Below are 16,539 nucleotides of genomic sequence, written 5' to 3'. Positions count from 1 at the left end.
ATTTTGTCGTCGGCCTACGCCGCGAAAACGGTCTTTGGGTTGTCGATGAGCATACGGTCGATTGCCGTCTGGTCGACACCATGGCGTTTCAGCCTAGGCACGAAGTGCTTGAGGATGAAGCCGTAGCCGAAGCCGCCGAAGCGGGTCAGCATGATCTTCAGGAAAACGTCCTGCGACAGCAGGATGCGGTCGACGAGCCCCAGGTCGATCAGCGAGCGGATCGCCTGCGCATTCTGCTCGTCGGACGGTGATTGGGCGTCCTGGTCCGCATAGTAGAAATCCATGCCGATCATATCGTATTCCAGGAAGGCGCCGCGCGTGGCCAGGCTTTTCTGGTAGGCGAGGTCGTTGTGGCTAGGGTTCATGTGGCAAAGCACCGTGTGCCTGAGATCGGCACCTTCCGCCTCCACCACGTCGAGCACCTCATGCGCCAGCCGCTCCCAGCCGGGCAGATGGATGGTCAGCGGCACGCCGGTGATTTTCGAAGCTCGGGCTGAAGCGCGCAGCGACTTGCGCTCTTCGTCGGTGAAATCCTTGCTGACGCCGACCTCGCCGATGATGCCTGCCATGATTTCGGGCTGCGTCGCCCCGCCGCCGACATCGTTGACCAGGAATTCGGTGACGTCGTCAACGTCCATCGCCTTCAGCCAGTCGGGATGGGTGTGCTGTAGGTAGAAGCCGGTGCCCATTACAATGCGTAACCCGGAGGCGCGGCCGATGCGTGCCAGCTTCACCGGATCGCGGCCTATGCCGATATTGGTCGCATCAACCACGGTATGGCCGCCGAGCGCGCGGTACTTCGCCAGTTCCGAAAGCGCCAAGTCGCTGTCGTCGAGCGAGACGTTGTCGCGGTTCATGTAGGGGTTCATCCGCAGTTCGCCGATGATGTCCATGCTGACCGGCTGCTCGGCGATCTTCTTCTCGTCGGGGTGGCAGGGACATTTCCAGGATGTCGCGCCGTCGAGCAGGATGTGTTCATGCATCAGCGTGACGCCCATATCCGCGATCGCCACCGGGCCGGTGACGGTCATCACGGTGCCGGAACGGACGCCGATCGGCGCCCGCTCCCTAGGCTTGTCATCGAACAGATGATCCATGTCAGCGGCTCCGCACCGCGCCCTTGAACAGGCGGAAATTGAGCCAGATGGCAATGAGGATGATCGTGCCAGTAACGATCGGGGTGAGGAATGGCGACATATGCGCCAGGATCAGCCCGTTGCCGATGACCGCGACGGTCAGCGCGCCAAGCACAGTGCCGATGATCGTGCCGCGCCCGCCAAACAGGCTGGTGCCGCCAAGCACGACCGCGGCGATAACATCGAGTTCGAAGCCCTGGCCGGAGTTCGACGAGCCGGAACCGAGCCGTGCCGCCAGAATGATGCCGGCCGACGCTGCCGCCATGCCCGACAGGATGTAGACGAACAGCGTCATGAAGCGCGTATCGACACCGGCGCGGCGCACAGCCTCGGTATTGGCGCCGATGCCGGTCACGTAGCGCCCGAACGGCGTCTGGTTGAAGGCGAGATAGGCGACGATCAGCACGGCAAGCGCCAGCAGCGCCGGCACAGGCACGCCGAGGAACCAGGCCCGGCCGATGCTGACGAACAGGCTCGTCGGCTCGACCGGGATCGAATAGCCGCCGGTGATCAGCAGCGCCACACCGCGGATGACGGACAGACCGGCAAGCGTGACGATGAAAGCCGGAATGCGCTCATAGGCGATGAAGAACCCCTGCAAGGCGCCGATTGCGGCGCCCAGCGCCAGCATGGCGACGACGACCAGCGGCCAGGGCAGGCCGGCCTGCAGCAGGACGGCCGAGAGCGTCGCGGCGAGCGCCAGCACGGAGCCGACCGACAGATCGATGCCGCCGGTGGTGATGACGAAGGTCATGGCCGCCGCTACGATCAGCAGCGGCGCCGACTGGCGAACGATGTTCAGCAGGTTGGGGGTTGTCAGGAAGGAGCCGGTGATCAGCGAGAAGACCGCGCAGACCGCAATGAAGAACAGCGCGATCGAGACGACGCTGCCATTGGCGAGCGCCACGTCCTTCCAACTTTTCTTGCGGACGCGGCTGGACGGCGGAGCCGCCATATCGGCTGACGAAGAGGTGGCATTCATGGCTGTACCGCCTCATCACGGCTGGCGCGCGCCGAGCGCGCGTTGAATTTCCGGCCGACGATCAGGTTGACGACCTCCTCGATGCTGGTCTCGCCGATCCTGCGTTCGGCGACGTTGCGCCCCTCATACATGACCTGGATTCGGTCGCAGACCAGGAACAGATCCTGCAGCCGATGGGTGATCAGGATGACGCTGACGCCGCGGGCGCTGACGGTGCGGATAAGCTCCAGCACCGCCTCGACTTCCGCCACGGCAAGCGCCGCGGTCGGTTCGTCCATGATCAGCACCGACGGATCGAAGGAGGCTGCGCGGCCAATGGCGATCGACTGGCGCTGTCCGCCGGACAGGTTTTCGACCTTGAGCCTGGTGTCGGCGATGACGATGCCGAGCCGGTCGAGCATGGCGCGCGTCTCGTCATGCATGCGCCTGTTGTCGAGAAAGGGGACGCCGAGAACGCTGCGGCGCGGTTCGCGGCCGAGAAAGAGATTGCCCGCCACATCAACCGTGTCGCAGAGCGACAGGTCCTGGTAGACCATCTCCACCCGCGCGGCGCGGGCATCCGCCGGCGATGAGAAGGAGACGGCCTTGCCGTCGATCTCGATGGTGCCGGAATCCGGAATGACGGCGCCGGACAGGACCTTGCTCAGGGTCGATTTGCCGGCGCCATTGTCGCCGACCAGCCCGAGCACTTCGCCGGGCCTCAGGTGCAGCGCAACCTCGTCAAGCGTCTGGATCGGGCCGTATCGTTTGGAAATACCGGTCATCCTGACGCGGTAGGTCTCGCCATCGCTCATCATGGTTCCAGTCTCAAAGCGGCATGTTCATTCGGTTGCCGGGCTACGCAAGCGACCATCAGGTCGATGCGCAACCCGGCCGTCTGGGAGGATATTACTTGAACATGTCCTTGAACTGGCCGACATTTTCCTTGGTCACGATGGTGACCGGAACATTGATGACCGGATCGATCTTCTCGCCCTTCTTGAGCTTGCCGAAGGCCTCGACGGCAGCCTTGCCTTCACCCGCCGGATCCTGCTGGACGACGGCGATGACCCAGCCCTCTTCGAGGCCCTGCACGGCCGACTTGGTCAGATCCCAACCGAACACCTTGACGTCGCCGGTGCGGCCCTGGCTGGTGACGGCGGAGACTGCGCCGAGCAGCGCCGGTTCGCCGGTCGCATAGAGCGTCGTCATGTCGGCATTGGCCGTCATCAGGTTTTCGGAGGCCGACAACGCCACGTCCTGCACGTTCTGGCCATCGACCGTGTCGAGGAAAGTGACCTTCTGGCCGCTGTCGGTGACGGCCTTCTTGAAGCCATCGAGCCGCTGGTTCTGGATGAACGAGTTGAGCGCGCCGACGACGCCGATCTTGGCGGTGCCGTTCAGCTTGGTCTTGACGTAGTCGGCGTAGAACTTGCCGATATCCTCGCCGGCCTTGGTGTTGTCGACGCCAACGAAGGCGACGTTGTCGCCATTCGGGATCTGCGCGTCGATGGCGATGACCGGGATGCCGGCCGCCTTGGCCGCGGTGATCGCTGGCTTCACACCGTTGACATCGATGGCCACGAGAATGATGCCGTCGACCTTCTGGGTGATGTAGTTCTCGATCGCGTCGTTCTGCGCGCTCGGCACGTTGTTGGCGTTGAAGATGACGAGGTCGACGCCGGCAGCCTTTGCCGCGGCCGTCGCGCCGTCATTGATCTGGTTGAAGAACAGAGCCTGCTGGTTGATGGTGACGAGCGCATAGGTCTCGGCCATGGCGGAGGCAGAGCCGAGGGCGAGGGTCATGGCGATGGCTGCCGCGCAGCCTGAAAGGATCTTGGTAAGACGCATTCCGGTTCCCCTTGGTTTTGCGAAAAGGCCCTTGATCGGGCTCACCTGGCGCTGAGCGCACAGGCATAATTCAAGATACTTGATTGATTGTCAAGTGACTTGAATTAGCATTGGCGAAAGGAGCGCGAAGCCGCGTCGGATCAGAACGTCGCCGGCGTGTTTACCCAGAAAATGCTGGCGCGTTCATCGCCGACATTGCGGTACCAGTGCGGTAGTTCAGAATTGAAAACGAAGGAATCGCCAGTCGTCAGGCGAAACGTCTTGTCCCCGACCATCAGTTCGATGGCTCCCTCCAGCAGGTAGCCGACTTCCTCGCCGGCATGCTGGATCGGGCCGGCGCTTTCGCCGCCCGCCTCGATATGGTGGATGTTGCACTGCAGGAGATGGCCGGGCGAATAGGGAATGACGCGCTCGAGCGAAATACCTTCGCCGCGCCGCAGCGGATCGAGCGCGATCAACGGCCGCGCTCCCGCGCGGAAGACGATGCCTTCCTCGCCGTCGGCTTCCTCAAACATCCAGCCGATATTCGTGCCGAGCACCTCGACAAGCCGGTGGAGCATCGGAAGCGAGGGCGAGACCTTGCCGTTCTCGACCTTGGAAAGCAGGCTCTCGGAGCAGTTGGCGGCATCCGCGAGCGCCTTCAAGGTCAGGCCGCGTGTCTGCCGGGAAAGCTTCAACCGCGTGCCCAGCCGCAAGAGGCTGGTGGCAGTCGAGCGTTCGTCGGTGCCTTTGCTGGTGTGGGTATCGATCTTGTTCATTGGGACGCGCGAACATCTCCGCTGGTTCGCCTGACTCGTAAAACCGATCCCGGGCGTTGTCCATCCTGATGGAAAGTGGACAACGCGTCGGGCCGATCTCACGAACCCATCCAGCGCGGGTGTCGTGCCTGCCGTTCAATACCGGCGGGAGCGGCTGCCCTATGCCGCTTCGCGCTTCAGCGCCTGCGCCATGCAGTGAATGCCGCCGCCGGTCTTGGAGATCTCGCTCATGTCGATGGCCGCGACCTCGAAGCCGCGCGCCTTGAGCTGGCCGATCAGCGTCTGGCTCGACGTTGGCGCGATGACCCTGTCCTTGCCGAGCGACATGAAGTTGCAGCCGAGCGCCATCGTGTCCTGGAACGGAACGTCGATGATCTCGTGGCCCTTGCCCTTCAGCCAGTCGACGATCCCGGGGTCGGTACAAGCGAGGCACACCGCGGTAAGCTTTTCGGCGATCGGCACGACCATCAGGTCGATATGCACGTAATACTCGTCGATGAAGGCGATGCGGGTTTCCCAGCCCTCTTTCTCGAACCATGACTGCACCTGGCGGGCACCTTCCTCCTGCGTCCGGGCGCCGCCGCAGCCGATCAGCACGACGCCGTCCTCGATGACGTTGAAGTCGCCGCCCTCGAATGTGCCCGCGGTGACCATGTCGTAGATCGGGATGCCGAGCTTTTCATAGGTGCGGATCGCCGCGTAATTCTCGCCGCGCCGCCACCAGTTGGCCATGGCGGTGATGAAGGCGCCATACGGCGTCATCACGCTGGAATCACGGGAATAGACCTGCATCGGCAGTTCCGGCGTCGGCTCGTGCCAGTGGATGTTCACGCCAAAATGCTCGTAGGCGGCGACAAGGTCCTTGTGCTGCGCCTGCGCGATCTGGACGTTGCAGGGCGCCTCGCGCAGATGTTTTCGCGACAGCGAACTGGTGGACAGATGGCGCAGGAAGTTCGGCGATCCGAGCAGCACGTCGGTCAGCACGTCGGTCTCGTTGGCGAAACCCCAATATGTCAGCGGCTTGGTGCCGCCGTTGGGATTGCGGCGCTGCAGCGAAAACGGCTCGGCGACGATGCGATCATGAACGGTCATGCGGTTCTCCTCGTGGGCTTGTTCTCAAGGGTTGGTCGGGTCATGCATTGCTTGGGATCCACCAGTCGCGGCCACGCGCGGTTGTGACATATTCCGGCCAGCGGAAGTTGATCGGCGGTTCGTAGTCGCAGAGCGGCGCGATCCAGTTCGACCCGCCAACGCCGCCGCCAGTGCGGGTGATGAACTCGTCCATCGCCGCATCGCGGGCTTTTGCGTCCTCGAGCAGGCGCAGCGCCGCCAGAGCGATCGTTTTCGCCGCGCAGGTGACCATCGGATCGATGGTGGCGGCAATACCGCCCAGCGCGTTCATCGCCCAGGTCGGATAGGCGTGGCCGCCTGTCGAGCGCAGCGCCGGGCGCGCCACATAGACCCTTGCCGTCGGTGCATGCCAGCTCATGTCGGTGTAGTCGTCCGAGGTCGAATTCACCTGCGAGGGCGGCAGGTCGCGGCGCAGGATCGCCTCGGCTTCCTGCGGCGCGATCAGCCGCTCCAACTCGTCGATGAACGGATTCTCGCTCGCGGCGCCCCCGGCATTGACCTGGATTTCACGGCCGATTTTCCGCGCCGCCTCGTCCCAGCGTGGCGGCCCGACCGTCGACAGCGCTTCAAAGGCAATCCCGGCCATGGCGTGATTGGCAAGCCCCGGGCGCGACTTCGACACCCAATGGCGTTCATGGCGGCAGCCGCTGATCGCGGCGGCGGCCGCGGCATTGCGGTCGAGCACGGCTGTCACCTGTTCGGCCATCCCGACGGTCGGCACACGGATCATGTACTGGATCTCTGCGAGACCGGCCGGCAGATTGTCGGCGGTCGCCTGCCCAGCCGTCAGGATCGCCTCGCTGATCGACCAGCCGCCCTGGTGAGGCAGCATGGAATCGCGCAGCGCCTTGGAGACCATGTACATTGTCATCAGCGCGTCGTTGGCGCCGGGCGCGCGGACCGCCGAATGCGCCTGCGGGATCGGCGCGCCGTCGCTTGAGCGAACCCAATTTTCGGGCTCGTCGCAGATGAAGCGGTAGACCATGGCATAGGCCGCACCGCAATGCGTATCCCAGCGCGCCGTGTTGCAAAGCGGCAGCATATAGAAGGGATGGAAGGAGATCATGCCGGCAAGGCCGTCATAGTAACCCTTCGCCGCGTGGATCGGTTTCGAGCCGCGCACCTTCTCCGCCGGCTCGCCGGTGAAGCGCAACGTACCTGGGATGCCGTGGCGCTGCATCGCCGCCTTCGTGGCGAGCAGGCCGCCGAGGCTTGCCATGCCCAGCCCCGAATGCGGATCGGTGTGGCCGCCGGCCTCGACGCCAAGCCCGTGCCGCGGCTGCTTTATCGTCACCGCATCCTGGCAATTGCCGGGCACGGCGTCATATTCGGCATAGAGGCCGATGGTCGGCCCGGCGCCATTCGTCCAGTGGGCGCAAAAGGCCGTCGGCATGCCGCCCGAGCTCTCCTCGACGGAAAAACCCTCATGCTTCAGCCGCGCCACATACCAGGCAGCCGACTGGTATTCGCGCCAGGCGGTCTCGCCGAAATCGAAAATGGTGCGCGTCCATTGCGACAGCTGCGGCTGGATGCCGTCGATGCAGGCTAGCGCTGTGTCTTGCGCCGATGTCGTCCCCGGTTTGTCCATGCCTCAAAGAAAGCAGTGAAGCGGCTCGCCAAAAAGTGATATGTTTTCCCGGTTCATGCAAATTCGGTTCACCTCTTGAGAATTCCATCCACACAGGCGCTGCGCGCCCTAGACAGTTTCGCGAGGCATGGCAGCGTTTGGCGCGCGGCCGACGAACTGCACCTCACCCGCAGCGCGGTGAGCCACCAGTTGCGCCTGCTCGAACGCGACCTCGGCTTCGATCTGCTCGAGCGCATCGGCAAGGGCGTCGCGCTCACCCCGCGCGGCCAGCGCTATGCCAGTGACGTGCGCAAGGCGCTGACCGTTCTCGGCGATGCGGTGACGCGCGATGCCGGCACAGGCGTCGGCGGTTCGTTCGCCGTCTCCTGTACGCCGGGCTTCGCCTCGCTGTTCCTATGCACTCATATTGGCGAATTCCGTCAGATGTACCCCGATGTGGCGCTGCGTATCCTGACCCCCAGGCGGCTCGATGAGGTCAGCAATGCCGATGCTGACGCCTTCATTGCCTTTGGCGTCGGCAACTGGCCGAACCGCATGGCCGAGCTGCTGTGCGAAATCTCGTTCACGCCGCTCTGCAGCCCGACGCTGCTGAACAAGGTCGGCGGCTTTTCGAAGCCGGCGGACGTGTTGCGCGCCAATCTGCTTCATCTCGACGATACCGAGGATTGGGCGCGCTGGCTGGCCCTGTCCAAGGTCGAAAACCCCGACACCGAGGGCGGCATCTTCTTTTCCGACATGAACCTCGTCTTCTCGGCGGCGATTGCGGGCCAGGGCATTGCCATGGGCGATGAACTGACCAGTCGCCGGGCACTCAGCGAAGGCCGTCTGGTCAGGCCGTTCGACATCGCGATCAAGTCGCCGCGCTCCTATTTCCTCGTCTCCGAACACGCCAAGGCTTCGCACCCGGTGCTGGACGCGTTCGCGGGATGGCTGAGGTCGAAGCTCTCGGAGAGCCGTATTCAGCCCTATTGAGGGCGAAATGGCGCCAGGCGCGCAGAAGTGAATCAAATTTGCCGATCCGGCGAAAACTATTCGGTTGCGGTGAGCCGTCGGCCTGCCTACGATTTCCGCCTGGGACTGAGGAAGAGGCAGGATGCAGCAACCCGGCCGGGCCGCAGAGATCAAGGCAATCGGGATCGGCAAGAGCTTCGGCTCGTTCCGTGCGTTGGACAATCTGTCGCTCAATATCGGCCGCGGCGAGTTCCTGACGCTGCTCGGCCCTTCCGGTTCGGGCAAGACCACGTTCCTGATGATCCTGGCCGGCTTCGTGCAGCCGTCCCAAGGCAAGCTTTTCAGCGACGGCACCGACATCACCGACCGCCCGGCCGAACAGCGCGCCGCCGGCATGGTGTTCCAGGGCTATGCGCTGTTCCCGCACATGAGCGTCGAGGCCAACATCGCTTTCCCGCTCAAGGTTCGCAAGAAATCGGCGGCCGACATCAAGAAGCGCGTCGGCGAGATGATCGAGCGCGTCGGTCTGATTGGCCACGAGAAGAAACTGCCCTCGCAACTCTCCGGCGGCCAGCAGCAGCGCGTGGCGCTGGCTCGCGCCCTGGTGTTCGAACCGGGCGTGCTTCTGCTCGACGAGCCGTTCTCGGCGCTGGACAAGAGCCTGCGCGGCCAGATGCAGGCCGAGATGAAGCGCCTGCATCAGGAAACCGGCACCACTTTCGTCTTCGTCACCCACGATCAGAGCGAAGCGCTGGCGCTGTCGTCGCGCGTCGCCATCTTCAATCATGGCAAACTGCTGCAGGTCGGCGCGCCGGACGAGGTCTACGACCGTCCGGACAACCGCTTCGTGGCCGAGTTCCTCGGCGAGATCAACATGCTGCCGCTGAAGGGCGTGCGACCGGCCGACAATGGCTCGACCGGCCTTTGCGAGGACCGCGCGGTGAGCATGCATTGCAAGGCCGAGAAGGTCCGTGGCGACGCCATCCTGGCGATCCGGCCCGAACACATGTCGATCGCGCGCGAGGCGGCCGTCGGCGAGAACGGCATCGCCGCGACCGCCATCGCCTCGACCTATCTCGGTGCCGCCACCAAACTTGATCTCACCACACGGCAGGGCGCCAAGGTGACCGTTTCGGTGCCGAACGAGGTCGCCGCCGCGGCACTGAGCAAAGGCAATTCCGTCTGGCTGACCTGGCCGGCGGAAAAAGGTTTCCTCCTTCCGGACGGAGGACAATGAGCGCCGGCGCGGCCTGATCCGCCGCACCGGCTTCCGGAAATGATCAACGACAAAAAAGGGGAACTGACATGACAAATGATACCAAGAAACAGGCCATCGACAGCCTGTCCGCCAGGGCAGGTCGCGGCGAGATTTCACGCCGGCAGTTCACGCAGCTCGCAGCCCTCGTGCTTGCCGGCACGCCGATGCTGCTGCGCTCGACCGGTGCCTTCGCCCAGGCCAAGGAACTGGTGCTGGTCAATTGGGGCGGCGACGCCATCACCGCTTACGATGCGGCCTATGGCCAGGCCTTCACCAAGGACACCGGCATCACCGTCAAGATGGACGGCTCGGGCCCGACAGAAGGCGCCATCTCGGCGCAGTTCAAGAGTGGCGCCCCGACCTGGGACCTGGTCGACGTCGACCCGTTCTCCGCCATCACGCTCGGCGCCCAGGGCGCACTCGAGCCGATCGACTACAAGATCGTCGACAAGACGAAGATGCGCCCGGGCTTCGGCTGGGAGTATGCCGCCTCGACCTACTTCTTCTCTTATGTCATCGCCTACGATTCCGAGAAATACGGCAGCAATGCCCCGACCGGCATGGCCGACTTCTTCGACGTGAAGAAGTTCCCCGGCAAGCGCTCGCTTTACAAATGGGGCGTATCGAGCTGGGAAGCGGCGCTTTTGGCCGACGGCATCGCGCCGGCGTCGCTCTACCCGCTCGACCTCAAGCGGGCGCATGACAAGATCGCCGCCTTCAAGGAAAACGTCGTCGCCTACTGGGGCGGCGGCGCCGAGAGCCAGAGCGTGCTGCTCAACGGCGAAGCCTCGATGGCCATCGTCTGGTCGACCCGCGCTTCGCTGATCGAGCAGGATTCCGGCGGCAAGATCAAGTTCATCTGGGACCAGGGCCTGATCTCGCCCGGCGCGCTGGCCGTGCTCAAGAACAATCCCGGCGGCAAGGACGCGGCGATGAAGTTCATCGCCAGCGCGCAGGATCCGCAAAAGCAGCTGGTCATGTTCGACAAGCTGGGACAGGGCCCGGCCAATCCGGCGGCCGACGCGCTGATCCCCGCCGACAAGAAGCGCATCAACCCCGTCGATCCCGAGAACATGAAGAAGCAGATCGCGCTCGACATGGACTGGTACGCCAAGAACTACGGCGCCGCGCTCGACGAATACACCAAGATCATCTCCGCTTGAGAGCGGGATGCTGATCTGAGATGAGAGGTGTTCTCTCCGACAGGATGGGCGCGGCGCTGTTGATGGCGCCGCTGCTCCTGTTCCTTGTCCTCGCCTATGCCTGGCCGTTTCTCGGCGTGGTGAAGTGGAGCTTCACCCTGCCGACGCCTGGGCTTGGCCAATACCAGGCGCTGCTCACCGACGATCTGGTCCAGTCGGTGTTCATCCGCACGCTGCGGATCGCGGCAATCGTCACTGTTGCATCCGTCGCCGCCGCCTATGCGATCACCGTCGTCTGGGTGCGCGGCAGCCCGGCGCAGCGCCTCGTCGCCGAATTCTGCATCCTGGTGCCGTTCTGGATCTCGGTGCTGACGCGCGCCTTCGGCTGGGTGGCGCTTCTGTCCAATCGCGGCCTGATCAACACCTGGCTGCAGTCGATCGGCTTCATCTCCGAACCGCTGGCCTTGGTGCGCAACGAATTCGGCGTCATCGTCGGCATGACGCATTTCCTCATTCCCTTCGCGGTTTTTCCGCTGGCATCGGCCATGCGCAGTCTGGACGACCGTGTGCTGCTCGCGGCACGCGGGCTCGGCTCCAGCCGCATGCGCACCTTCTGGACGGTGTTCGTGCCGATGACCCGCTCCGGCATCATCGGCTCGGCGCTGATCGTCTTCGTCTTTTCGCTCGGCTTCTTCGTCACGCCGGCGATCCTCGGCGGCGGCCGCAGCGTCATGATCGCCGAACTGATCTATCTCCGCATCTTCCAGAGCCCGGACTGGGGGCTGGGCGCGGCAATCAGCGTCGTGCTGGTGCTGTTCGTCGGCGCGCTGATGGCGCTGCTGTTCCGCTATGTCAGGCCAAAGCAGCTGATCTGATGCCGACCTATCGCCCCGGACCCGTCTCGCTGATCCTCGCCGTGCTGGTGGCGCTGTTCCTGCTGATGCCGCTGCTTGCCGTCATCCCGGTGTCGCTGACGCCGAGCCGCATGCTGGCGATGCCGAATGGCGAGTTGTCGTTGCGTCACTATCGCTCGCTGATCGAGGATCCGCGTTGGCTCCAGTCGATCCTGCTGTCGATCCGCATCGGCATCGTCAGCAGTGCGATTTCCACCGTGCTGGCACTCTGCTTCAGCCTCGGCCTATGGATGTTCCAGCCCCGCTTTACCGCCGCGCTCGTCGGCTTCGTGCTGTTGCCGATGGTGGTGCCGCCGGTGGTCTCGGCGATCACGCTCTACTTCCTGCTGACCTCGGTCTCAGGCTTCAGCTCGTTCTTCGGCTACGACACCTGGCTCGGCGTCGCCATGGCGCATTCGGTGATGACGGTGCCTTTCGCCACGGTGCTGATCCTGGTCTCGCTCAGCCAGATCGACCGCCGCATCGACCTTGCGGCGAGGGGGCTGGGCGCCAGTGTCTGGGAGCGCGCCACCCGCGTCATCATGCCCAACATCAAGTTCGGCATCATCACCGCGGCGCTGCTGTCCTTCGTGCTCTCCTGGGAAGAGATCGGCGTCACCCTGTTCATCACCTCGGTCAACGCCATCACGCTGCCTCGCCTGATGTGGATGGGGCTGCGCGACAACATCGACCCGGCGATCGCCGCTCTCTCGGTGATCCTGATCATCATCACGGTGCTGGTGTTGGCGGTGAGGAGTGTGGTCACCAGGCAGCGCTAAGCAAACCGCACCGAGACGCGTCCGAACCGGCCCAGATCGCCAACCACTTCGTCGCCGGCCTCGACCGCTATCGGCGTGACGCAGGTGCCGGTAATCACCACCTGTCCCGGCTCGAGCGCGATACCGAGGCCGGAGAGTTCATTGACCAGCCATGTGAGCGCAATCCGAGGGTCGCCCAGGACCGCCGCGCCCGACCCGTTGTGCTGCGACTTCCCCAGCACGAGACCGGTCACCGCATGTTTTGCCAGGTCGACGTCGCGCCAGTCTTCCTGCACGGGCTCGCCGATGACAAACAGGTTGGCACAGGCATTGTCGGCGATGAGCTGCGGCGCCCCGACGGCGCAGAAATCATCATAGCGCGAGTCCGGTATCTCGATCGCCGGGTGTAGGCCTGCCACGGCATTCATTACCTCGGTGATTGCATAGGGTGCGGGACGAGGCGGCAATGGGCGGCCGAAACGGAACGCGAATTCGATCTCGACCACCCGCATCTTGCTCGTCGCCAACGAAACGGCGCCGCCAACCTCGACCGCTTGTTCGGCGAGCAGACGCCCGGCCATCGGGCCATCGACATTGATGTGCCTTTGTCCGGCCAGGCTGGTCGCGGCAATCTTCCAACCGAAAAGCGGCGCTGAAGAACGATCCATCACATGCGACTGGATGGCATAGCCGTCGGTCCGCGTTTGTGGCCGCAACTGCTGGGGGATGGCGTCGAGGCGGGTGCCGTTGTCCCAATGGCCTACCAGCAACCGGGACGCGGCCCTGGCTTTTTCTGCATCGAGCATCTTCAGCTCCGGAATCTGGCAAAAATGCCCGTTGCGCGGCCAAGCCCGGCAACGAACATTCCATCGCGTGGACTGATCCATATGAGGCAGGATCATGTGTCAGGCAAGCGGGACCGACTTCATGCTACTTGCCCGGGCGGTGGTCCTGCGGTACGTCGCCTGGCGACGGGATTGTAGGCAAGTCGTATTGTCGAGATCATCGACGATCATCATTCTGACGACGAATCGCCATCGTTTTCGCTTGGCGAACCGCTATATCTGGCAATGCAGCTTTGTCTTTGGCGCAACCGCTTGAGGAAATCACTGATGACCGCGCCCGGCGATTTGCTGCAGGCACTTTTTCTGAGGCTCAAAAGCGATGCCCCCCTGTCGGCGCTGCTGGGCGGTGCGGGGCTGCTCGAGCAGGCAACCGACAATGCCGCCTTTCCCTACGTCACTTGCGGCCAGACCAGTGCCTTTGACTGGAACACCGGTGCCGACAACAACGACGATCAACTGATCACGCTGCATGTCTGGTCGAAAGCCCTGGGCGACGCCGAAACGCTTGCCATCATGGACGCCATCAAGGCTCGCCTGACCGATGCGGCGCTTGTGATCGGCCCGCGCGGCCACACGCGGCTGTCGCTTGAATTTACCGAGGCCCGTTACGACGAGGATCTCCTCGTGCATCACGGGCTGCTGCGGTTTCGTGCGCTGACGCAGGAAGATTCCTGACGCGCTTTCAATCTGACCGAAACGGAGTCTAGACTGGCGTCTCGATCACTGTTCATTTCACGTTCAGCACCGATGCGTTACAACGCCGACCATGAAAACGCTTCGCTACCACTTTCGAACCGCGACCCTGGCGCTCTGTGCTGCCGGGCTGATCGCGTCGCAGGCGACAGCGATGCTGGTGAGCGTGCCCGACCAGGCCAGCCCGATCGTCCTGGCCGCGTCCGACTGCTACGCGATCGGCCAGCAGGTGGCCGAGCAGAATGGCGGAACGCTGGCCAAGGCCTCGCAGTCGACACGCGGTGGCCAGCCGGTCTGCGTCATCGTCGTGCTGGTGCCGGGCAAGGACGGCCAGCGTCCGCGTCGTACCGAGATTGTCGTTCCCCAGAACTGACCCGATCGTTCATCCTGCGGGCCTCCGTTTCCCAGGCCGCCGGAATCGGCCTATATCTGAACGAGCACTTCAACAGGTATCGATCTCCGCATGCGCGTACTCGTCGTCGAGGATGACAAGGATCTCAACCGGCAGATAGCGGATGCGCTGGTTGATGCCGGCTATGTCGTCGACCGTGCCTTTGACGGCGAGGAAGGCCATTTCCTCGGCGACACCGAACCCTACGATGCCGTCGTGCTCGATATCGGCCTGCCGCAGATAGACGGCATCAGCGTGGTCGAGCGCTGGCGTCGCGGTGGTCGCAAGATGCCGGTGCTGATCCTGACGGCGCGCGACCGCTGGAGCGACAAGGTTTCGGGTATCGATGCCGGCGCCGACGACTATGTCACCAAGCCGTTCCACATCGAGGAGGTGCTGGCGAGGCTCAGGGCGCTGATCCGCCGCGCCGCCGGCCATGCCTCGTCCGAACTCACCTGCGGGCCGCTGCGGCTCGACACCAAGGCCTCGAAGGCCGATGTCGATGGCGTGCCGCTGAAGCTGACCTCGCACGAATTCCGCCTGCTTGCCTATCTGATGCACCATATGGGCGAGGTGGTCTCGCGCACCGAACTGGTCGAGCATCTCTACGATCAGGATTTCGACCGCGATTCCAACACCATCGAGGTTTTCGTGGGGCGGCTGCGCAAGAAGATGGGCATCGACATGATCGAAACCGTGCGTGGCATGGGCTACCGCATGCGCGAGCCGGAGGCGTAACTCGGAACCGCTCAAACCAACCGCAAGGGCGCCGCTTTCGCTGCGTTTGTGGCCGCGTTCGCTGACGTTTCGCGTCATCGCCTTTTCCACGGTGTGGGCGATCCTGACCCTTGTCGTCATATTCACCCTGATCACCACGCTCTATCGGCAGGCCAGCGAGCGCGGCTTCGACAGCCTTTTGTCGGCGCATCTGTTCAACCTGATCGGGTCGATCGGCATTTCCGATACGGGAGCGCTCACCGGCGCTCCGGACCTTGGCGACCTGCGCTTCTCGGAGCCGAATTCGGGCTGGTATTGGTCGGTGGAGCCGGCCTCGGAAGGCGTGCATGGCGACCTTCATTCGTCGTCAATGACGAGCAAGATCCCGTCGCCGAGCGTCGCCGAGGTGCCGTTCAATGCCAGCTTCCAGCGCAGCTATCCGGCCAAAGGCATCGACGGCGAACAGCTCGAAGTGTTCGAGAGCGAATTCGTGCTCGACGCCAAGAACCGCGCCGCGCGCTTCCGCGTCATGGGCAACCAGAGCGAACTCGAGCAGGAAATCTCCACCTTCCAGCGCCGCCTGCTGACCTATCTCAGCCTGTTCGGCGTCGGCATGATCGCCATCAACGCCATTGCCATCCTGCTCGGCCTGCAGCCGTTGCGCCGGGTTCGCAACGCGTTGGCCATGGTGCGCGAAGGCACCGCGCAGCGGCTCGACGGCCGCTTCCCGGCCGAGATAGAGCCACTAGCCAACGAAACCAACGCCTTGATTGAAAACAACAAACGCATTGTCGAGCGCTCGCGGACCCAGGTCGGCAATCTCGCCCATTCGCTGAAGACGCCGCTGGCGGTGCTGCTCAACGAAGGTCGGGCGCTTGGCGGCGCCAAGGGACAATTGATCGCCGAGCAGGCCGCCTCGATGCAGAAGCAGGTCGACCATTATTTGCAGCGCGCCCGCGTCGCGGCGCAACGCGACAGCGTCGTCTATCGCACGCCGGTGGCGCCGCTGGTGCAGCGCATGGTGCGGGTCTTGCAGAAGCTCAACCCGCAGACCAGCCTTTCGCTGTCGCTGCCGGCCACGGAGATCGTCTTTGCCGGCGAGCGCGAGGATCTCGAGGAGCTGCTCGGCAATCTTCTCGAGAATGCGATGAAATGGGCAAGGAGCGCGGTGTCGGTCACGGTGGCACCCCTGGCCGGCAAGGATGACAATTTGTTCGAGATCAGCATCGACGACGATGGACCAGGCATTCCCGAGGACAAGGCGCGCGATGCGTTGAAGCGTGGAAGGCGCCTGGACGAGACAAAACCGGGAACAGGTCTGGGGCTGGCCATTGTCGCCGACCTTGTCAACGAGTATGGAGGCGTTCTCGCTCTCGAACGGTCCGGCCTGGGTGGATTGAAGGCAGTGGTGCGATTACGGAGCCTTCAGTGACGCATTCGTCAGACCGATCGACAGCGGCGGAAAG

The 16,539-nt window shown here is 63.7% G+C and carries 18 protein-coding genes; 9 read left to right on the top strand and 9 right to left on the bottom strand.

What is annotated here, in order from left to right; genetic code table 11:
• Positions 1–14: 14 nt before the first annotated feature.
• From EB233_RS24055 to EB233_RS32430, 8 genes are all read right to left on the bottom strand, one after another.
• Positions 15–1,097 carry a phosphotriesterase family protein gene (locus tag EB233_RS24055; RefSeq protein WP_064991827.1) on the bottom strand — a complete coding sequence of 361 codons (1,083 nt, stop codon included), beginning with the start codon at positions 1,095–1,097 and terminating at the stop codon, positions 15–17.
• A gap of 1 nt (position 1,098) precedes the next feature.
• Positions 1,099–2,118, bottom strand: a complete 1,020-nt coding sequence (locus EB233_RS24050; protein WP_064991826.1) for an ABC transporter permease — start codon at positions 2,116–2,118, stop codon at positions 1,099–1,101.
• Positions 2,115–2,915, bottom strand: coding sequence for an ATP-binding cassette domain-containing protein (locus EB233_RS24045; RefSeq protein ID WP_425487715.1), 801 nt, complete (start codon positions 2,913–2,915; stop codon positions 2,115–2,117). The genes EB233_RS24050 and EB233_RS24045 overlap by 4 nt, the downstream gene beginning before the upstream one ends.
• A gap of 91 nt (positions 2,916–3,006) precedes the next feature.
• Positions 3,007–3,948, bottom strand: a complete 942-nt coding sequence (locus EB233_RS24040) for an ABC transporter substrate-binding protein (protein ID WP_027053576.1) — start codon at positions 3,946–3,948, stop codon at positions 3,007–3,009.
• A 140-nt stretch (positions 3,949–4,088) separates the two neighbouring features.
• On the bottom strand, positions 4,089–4,706 hold the full coding sequence (locus tag EB233_RS24035; protein ID WP_064991825.1) for a cupin domain-containing protein: 618 nt from the start codon (positions 4,704–4,706) through the stop codon (positions 4,089–4,091).
• A gap of 159 nt (positions 4,707–4,865) precedes the next feature.
• Entirely contained in the window at positions 4,866–5,798 is a 933-nt protein-coding gene (locus EB233_RS24030; RefSeq protein ID WP_027053578.1) for a dimethylarginine dimethylaminohydrolase family protein, read from the bottom strand.
• A gap of 40 nt (positions 5,799–5,838) precedes the next feature.
• On the bottom strand, positions 5,839–7,356 hold the full coding sequence (locus EB233_RS24025) for a zinc-binding metallopeptidase family protein (protein WP_484502651.1): 1,518 nt from the start codon (positions 7,354–7,356) through the stop codon (positions 5,839–5,841).
• A gap of 26 nt (positions 7,357–7,382) precedes the next feature.
• Positions 7,383–7,457 carry a hypothetical protein gene (locus tag EB233_RS32430; RefSeq protein WP_484502650.1) on the bottom strand — a complete coding sequence of 25 codons (75 nt, stop codon included), beginning with the start codon at positions 7,455–7,457 and terminating at the stop codon, positions 7,383–7,385.
• Between the two features lie 43 nt (positions 7,458–7,500).
• Here EB233_RS32430 and EB233_RS24020 point away from each other — a divergent pair, with 43 nt between their 5' ends.
• The 5 genes from EB233_RS24020 (at position 7,501) to EB233_RS24000 (ending at position 12,448) form a co-directional block, all read left to right on the top strand.
• Positions 7,501–8,397, top strand: a complete 897-nt coding sequence (locus EB233_RS24020) for a LysR substrate-binding domain-containing protein (RefSeq protein ID WP_027053580.1) — start codon at positions 7,501–7,503, stop codon at positions 8,395–8,397.
• A 121-nt stretch (positions 8,398–8,518) separates the two neighbouring features.
• Positions 8,519–9,613, top strand: coding sequence for an ABC transporter ATP-binding protein (locus tag EB233_RS24015; RefSeq protein WP_064991823.1), 1,095 nt, complete (start codon positions 8,519–8,521; stop codon positions 9,611–9,613).
• Between the two features lie 68 nt (positions 9,614–9,681).
• Positions 9,682–10,797 (top strand): ABC transporter substrate-binding protein, encoded by a 1,116-nt coding sequence (locus EB233_RS24010; protein WP_064991822.1) that lies wholly within the window; start codon positions 9,682–9,684, stop codon positions 10,795–10,797.
• A gap of 20 nt (positions 10,798–10,817) precedes the next feature.
• Positions 10,818–11,651, top strand: a complete 834-nt coding sequence (locus EB233_RS24005) for an ABC transporter permease (RefSeq protein ID WP_064991821.1) — start codon at positions 10,818–10,820, stop codon at positions 11,649–11,651.
• Positions 11,651–12,448 (top strand): ABC transporter permease, encoded by a 798-nt coding sequence (locus tag EB233_RS24000; protein ID WP_064991820.1) that lies wholly within the window; start codon positions 11,651–11,653, stop codon positions 12,446–12,448. Before EB233_RS24005 ends, EB233_RS24000 begins: the two co-directional genes overlap by 1 nt.
• Here the strand turns inward: EB233_RS24000 and EB233_RS23995 are convergent.
• Positions 12,445–13,233, bottom strand: a complete 789-nt coding sequence (locus EB233_RS23995; RefSeq protein ID WP_064991819.1) for a 2-keto-4-pentenoate hydratase — start codon at positions 13,231–13,233, stop codon at positions 12,445–12,447. The two genes, EB233_RS24000 and EB233_RS23995, sit on opposite strands and share 4 nt — an antisense overlap.
• Before the next feature lie 306 nt (positions 13,234–13,539).
• Here EB233_RS23995 and EB233_RS23990 point away from each other — a divergent pair, with 306 nt between their 5' ends.
• From EB233_RS23990 to EB233_RS23975, 4 genes are all read left to right on the top strand, one after another.
• Positions 13,540–13,947, top strand: coding sequence for a DUF3168 domain-containing protein (locus EB233_RS23990; RefSeq protein WP_064991818.1), 408 nt, complete (start codon positions 13,540–13,542; stop codon positions 13,945–13,947).
• A gap of 91 nt (positions 13,948–14,038) precedes the next feature.
• Entirely contained in the window at positions 14,039–14,338 is a 300-nt protein-coding gene (locus EB233_RS23985; protein ID WP_064991817.1) for a hypothetical protein, read from the top strand.
• 90 nt (positions 14,339–14,428) lie between these two features.
• Positions 14,429–15,094, top strand: coding sequence for a response regulator transcription factor (locus tag EB233_RS23980; protein WP_010915044.1), 666 nt, complete (start codon positions 14,429–14,431; stop codon positions 15,092–15,094).
• A gap of 40 nt (positions 15,095–15,134) precedes the next feature.
• Entirely contained in the window at positions 15,135–16,505 is a 1,371-nt protein-coding gene (locus tag EB233_RS23975) for an ATP-binding protein (protein ID WP_064991908.1), read from the top strand.
• Positions 16,506–16,539 lie beyond the last annotated feature (34 nt).

The organism is Mesorhizobium erdmanii, assembly GCF_013170725.1.
GTDB lineage: Bacteria > Pseudomonadota > Alphaproteobacteria > Rhizobiales > Rhizobiaceae > Mesorhizobium > Mesorhizobium erdmanii.
The sequence above is the reverse complement of the archived record's forward strand: the minus strand, read 5'-3'. Positions and strand labels throughout refer to the sequence as shown.

Bases quoted from the DNA above. Each gene is read 5' to 3' on its own strand.
- EB233_RS24055 (WP_064991827.1), bottom strand. From the start codon at position 1,097: ATGGATCATCTGTTCGATGACAAGCCTAGGGAGCGGGCGCCGATCGGC.
- EB233_RS24050 (WP_064991826.1), bottom strand. From the start codon at position 2,118: ATGAATGCCACCTCTTCGTCAGCCGATATGGCGGCTCCGCCGTCCAGC.
- EB233_RS24045 (WP_425487715.1), bottom strand. From the start codon at position 2,915: ATGATGAGCGATGGCGAGACCTACCGCGTCAGGATGACCGGTATTTCC.
- EB233_RS24040 (WP_027053576.1), bottom strand. From the start codon at position 3,948: ATGCGTCTTACCAAGATCCTTTCAGGCTGCGCGGCAGCCATCGCCATG.
- EB233_RS24035 (WP_064991825.1), bottom strand. From the start codon at position 4,706: ATGAACAAGATCGATACCCACACCAGCAAAGGCACCGACGAACGCTCG.
- EB233_RS24030 (WP_027053578.1), bottom strand. From the start codon at position 5,798: ATGACCGTTCATGATCGCATCGTCGCCGAGCCGTTTTCGCTGCAGCGC.
- EB233_RS24015 (WP_064991823.1), top strand. From the start codon at position 8,519: ATGCAGCAACCCGGCCGGGCCGCAGAGATCAAGGCAATCGGGATCGGC.
- EB233_RS24010 (WP_064991822.1), top strand. From the start codon at position 9,682: ATGACAAATGATACCAAGAAACAGGCCATCGACAGCCTGTCCGCCAGG.
- EB233_RS24005 (WP_064991821.1), top strand. From the start codon at position 10,818: ATGAGAGGTGTTCTCTCCGACAGGATGGGCGCGGCGCTGTTGATGGCG.
- EB233_RS24000 (WP_064991820.1), top strand. From the start codon at position 11,651: ATGCCGACCTATCGCCCCGGACCCGTCTCGCTGATCCTCGCCGTGCTG.
- EB233_RS23995 (WP_064991819.1), bottom strand. From the start codon at position 13,233: ATGCTCGATGCAGAAAAAGCCAGGGCCGCGTCCCGGTTGCTGGTAGGC.
- EB233_RS23990 (WP_064991818.1), top strand. From the start codon at position 13,540: ATGACCGCGCCCGGCGATTTGCTGCAGGCACTTTTTCTGAGGCTCAAA.
- EB233_RS23985 (WP_064991817.1), top strand. From the start codon at position 14,039: ATGAAAACGCTTCGCTACCACTTTCGAACCGCGACCCTGGCGCTCTGT.
- EB233_RS23980 (WP_010915044.1), top strand. From the start codon at position 14,429: ATGCGCGTACTCGTCGTCGAGGATGACAAGGATCTCAACCGGCAGATA.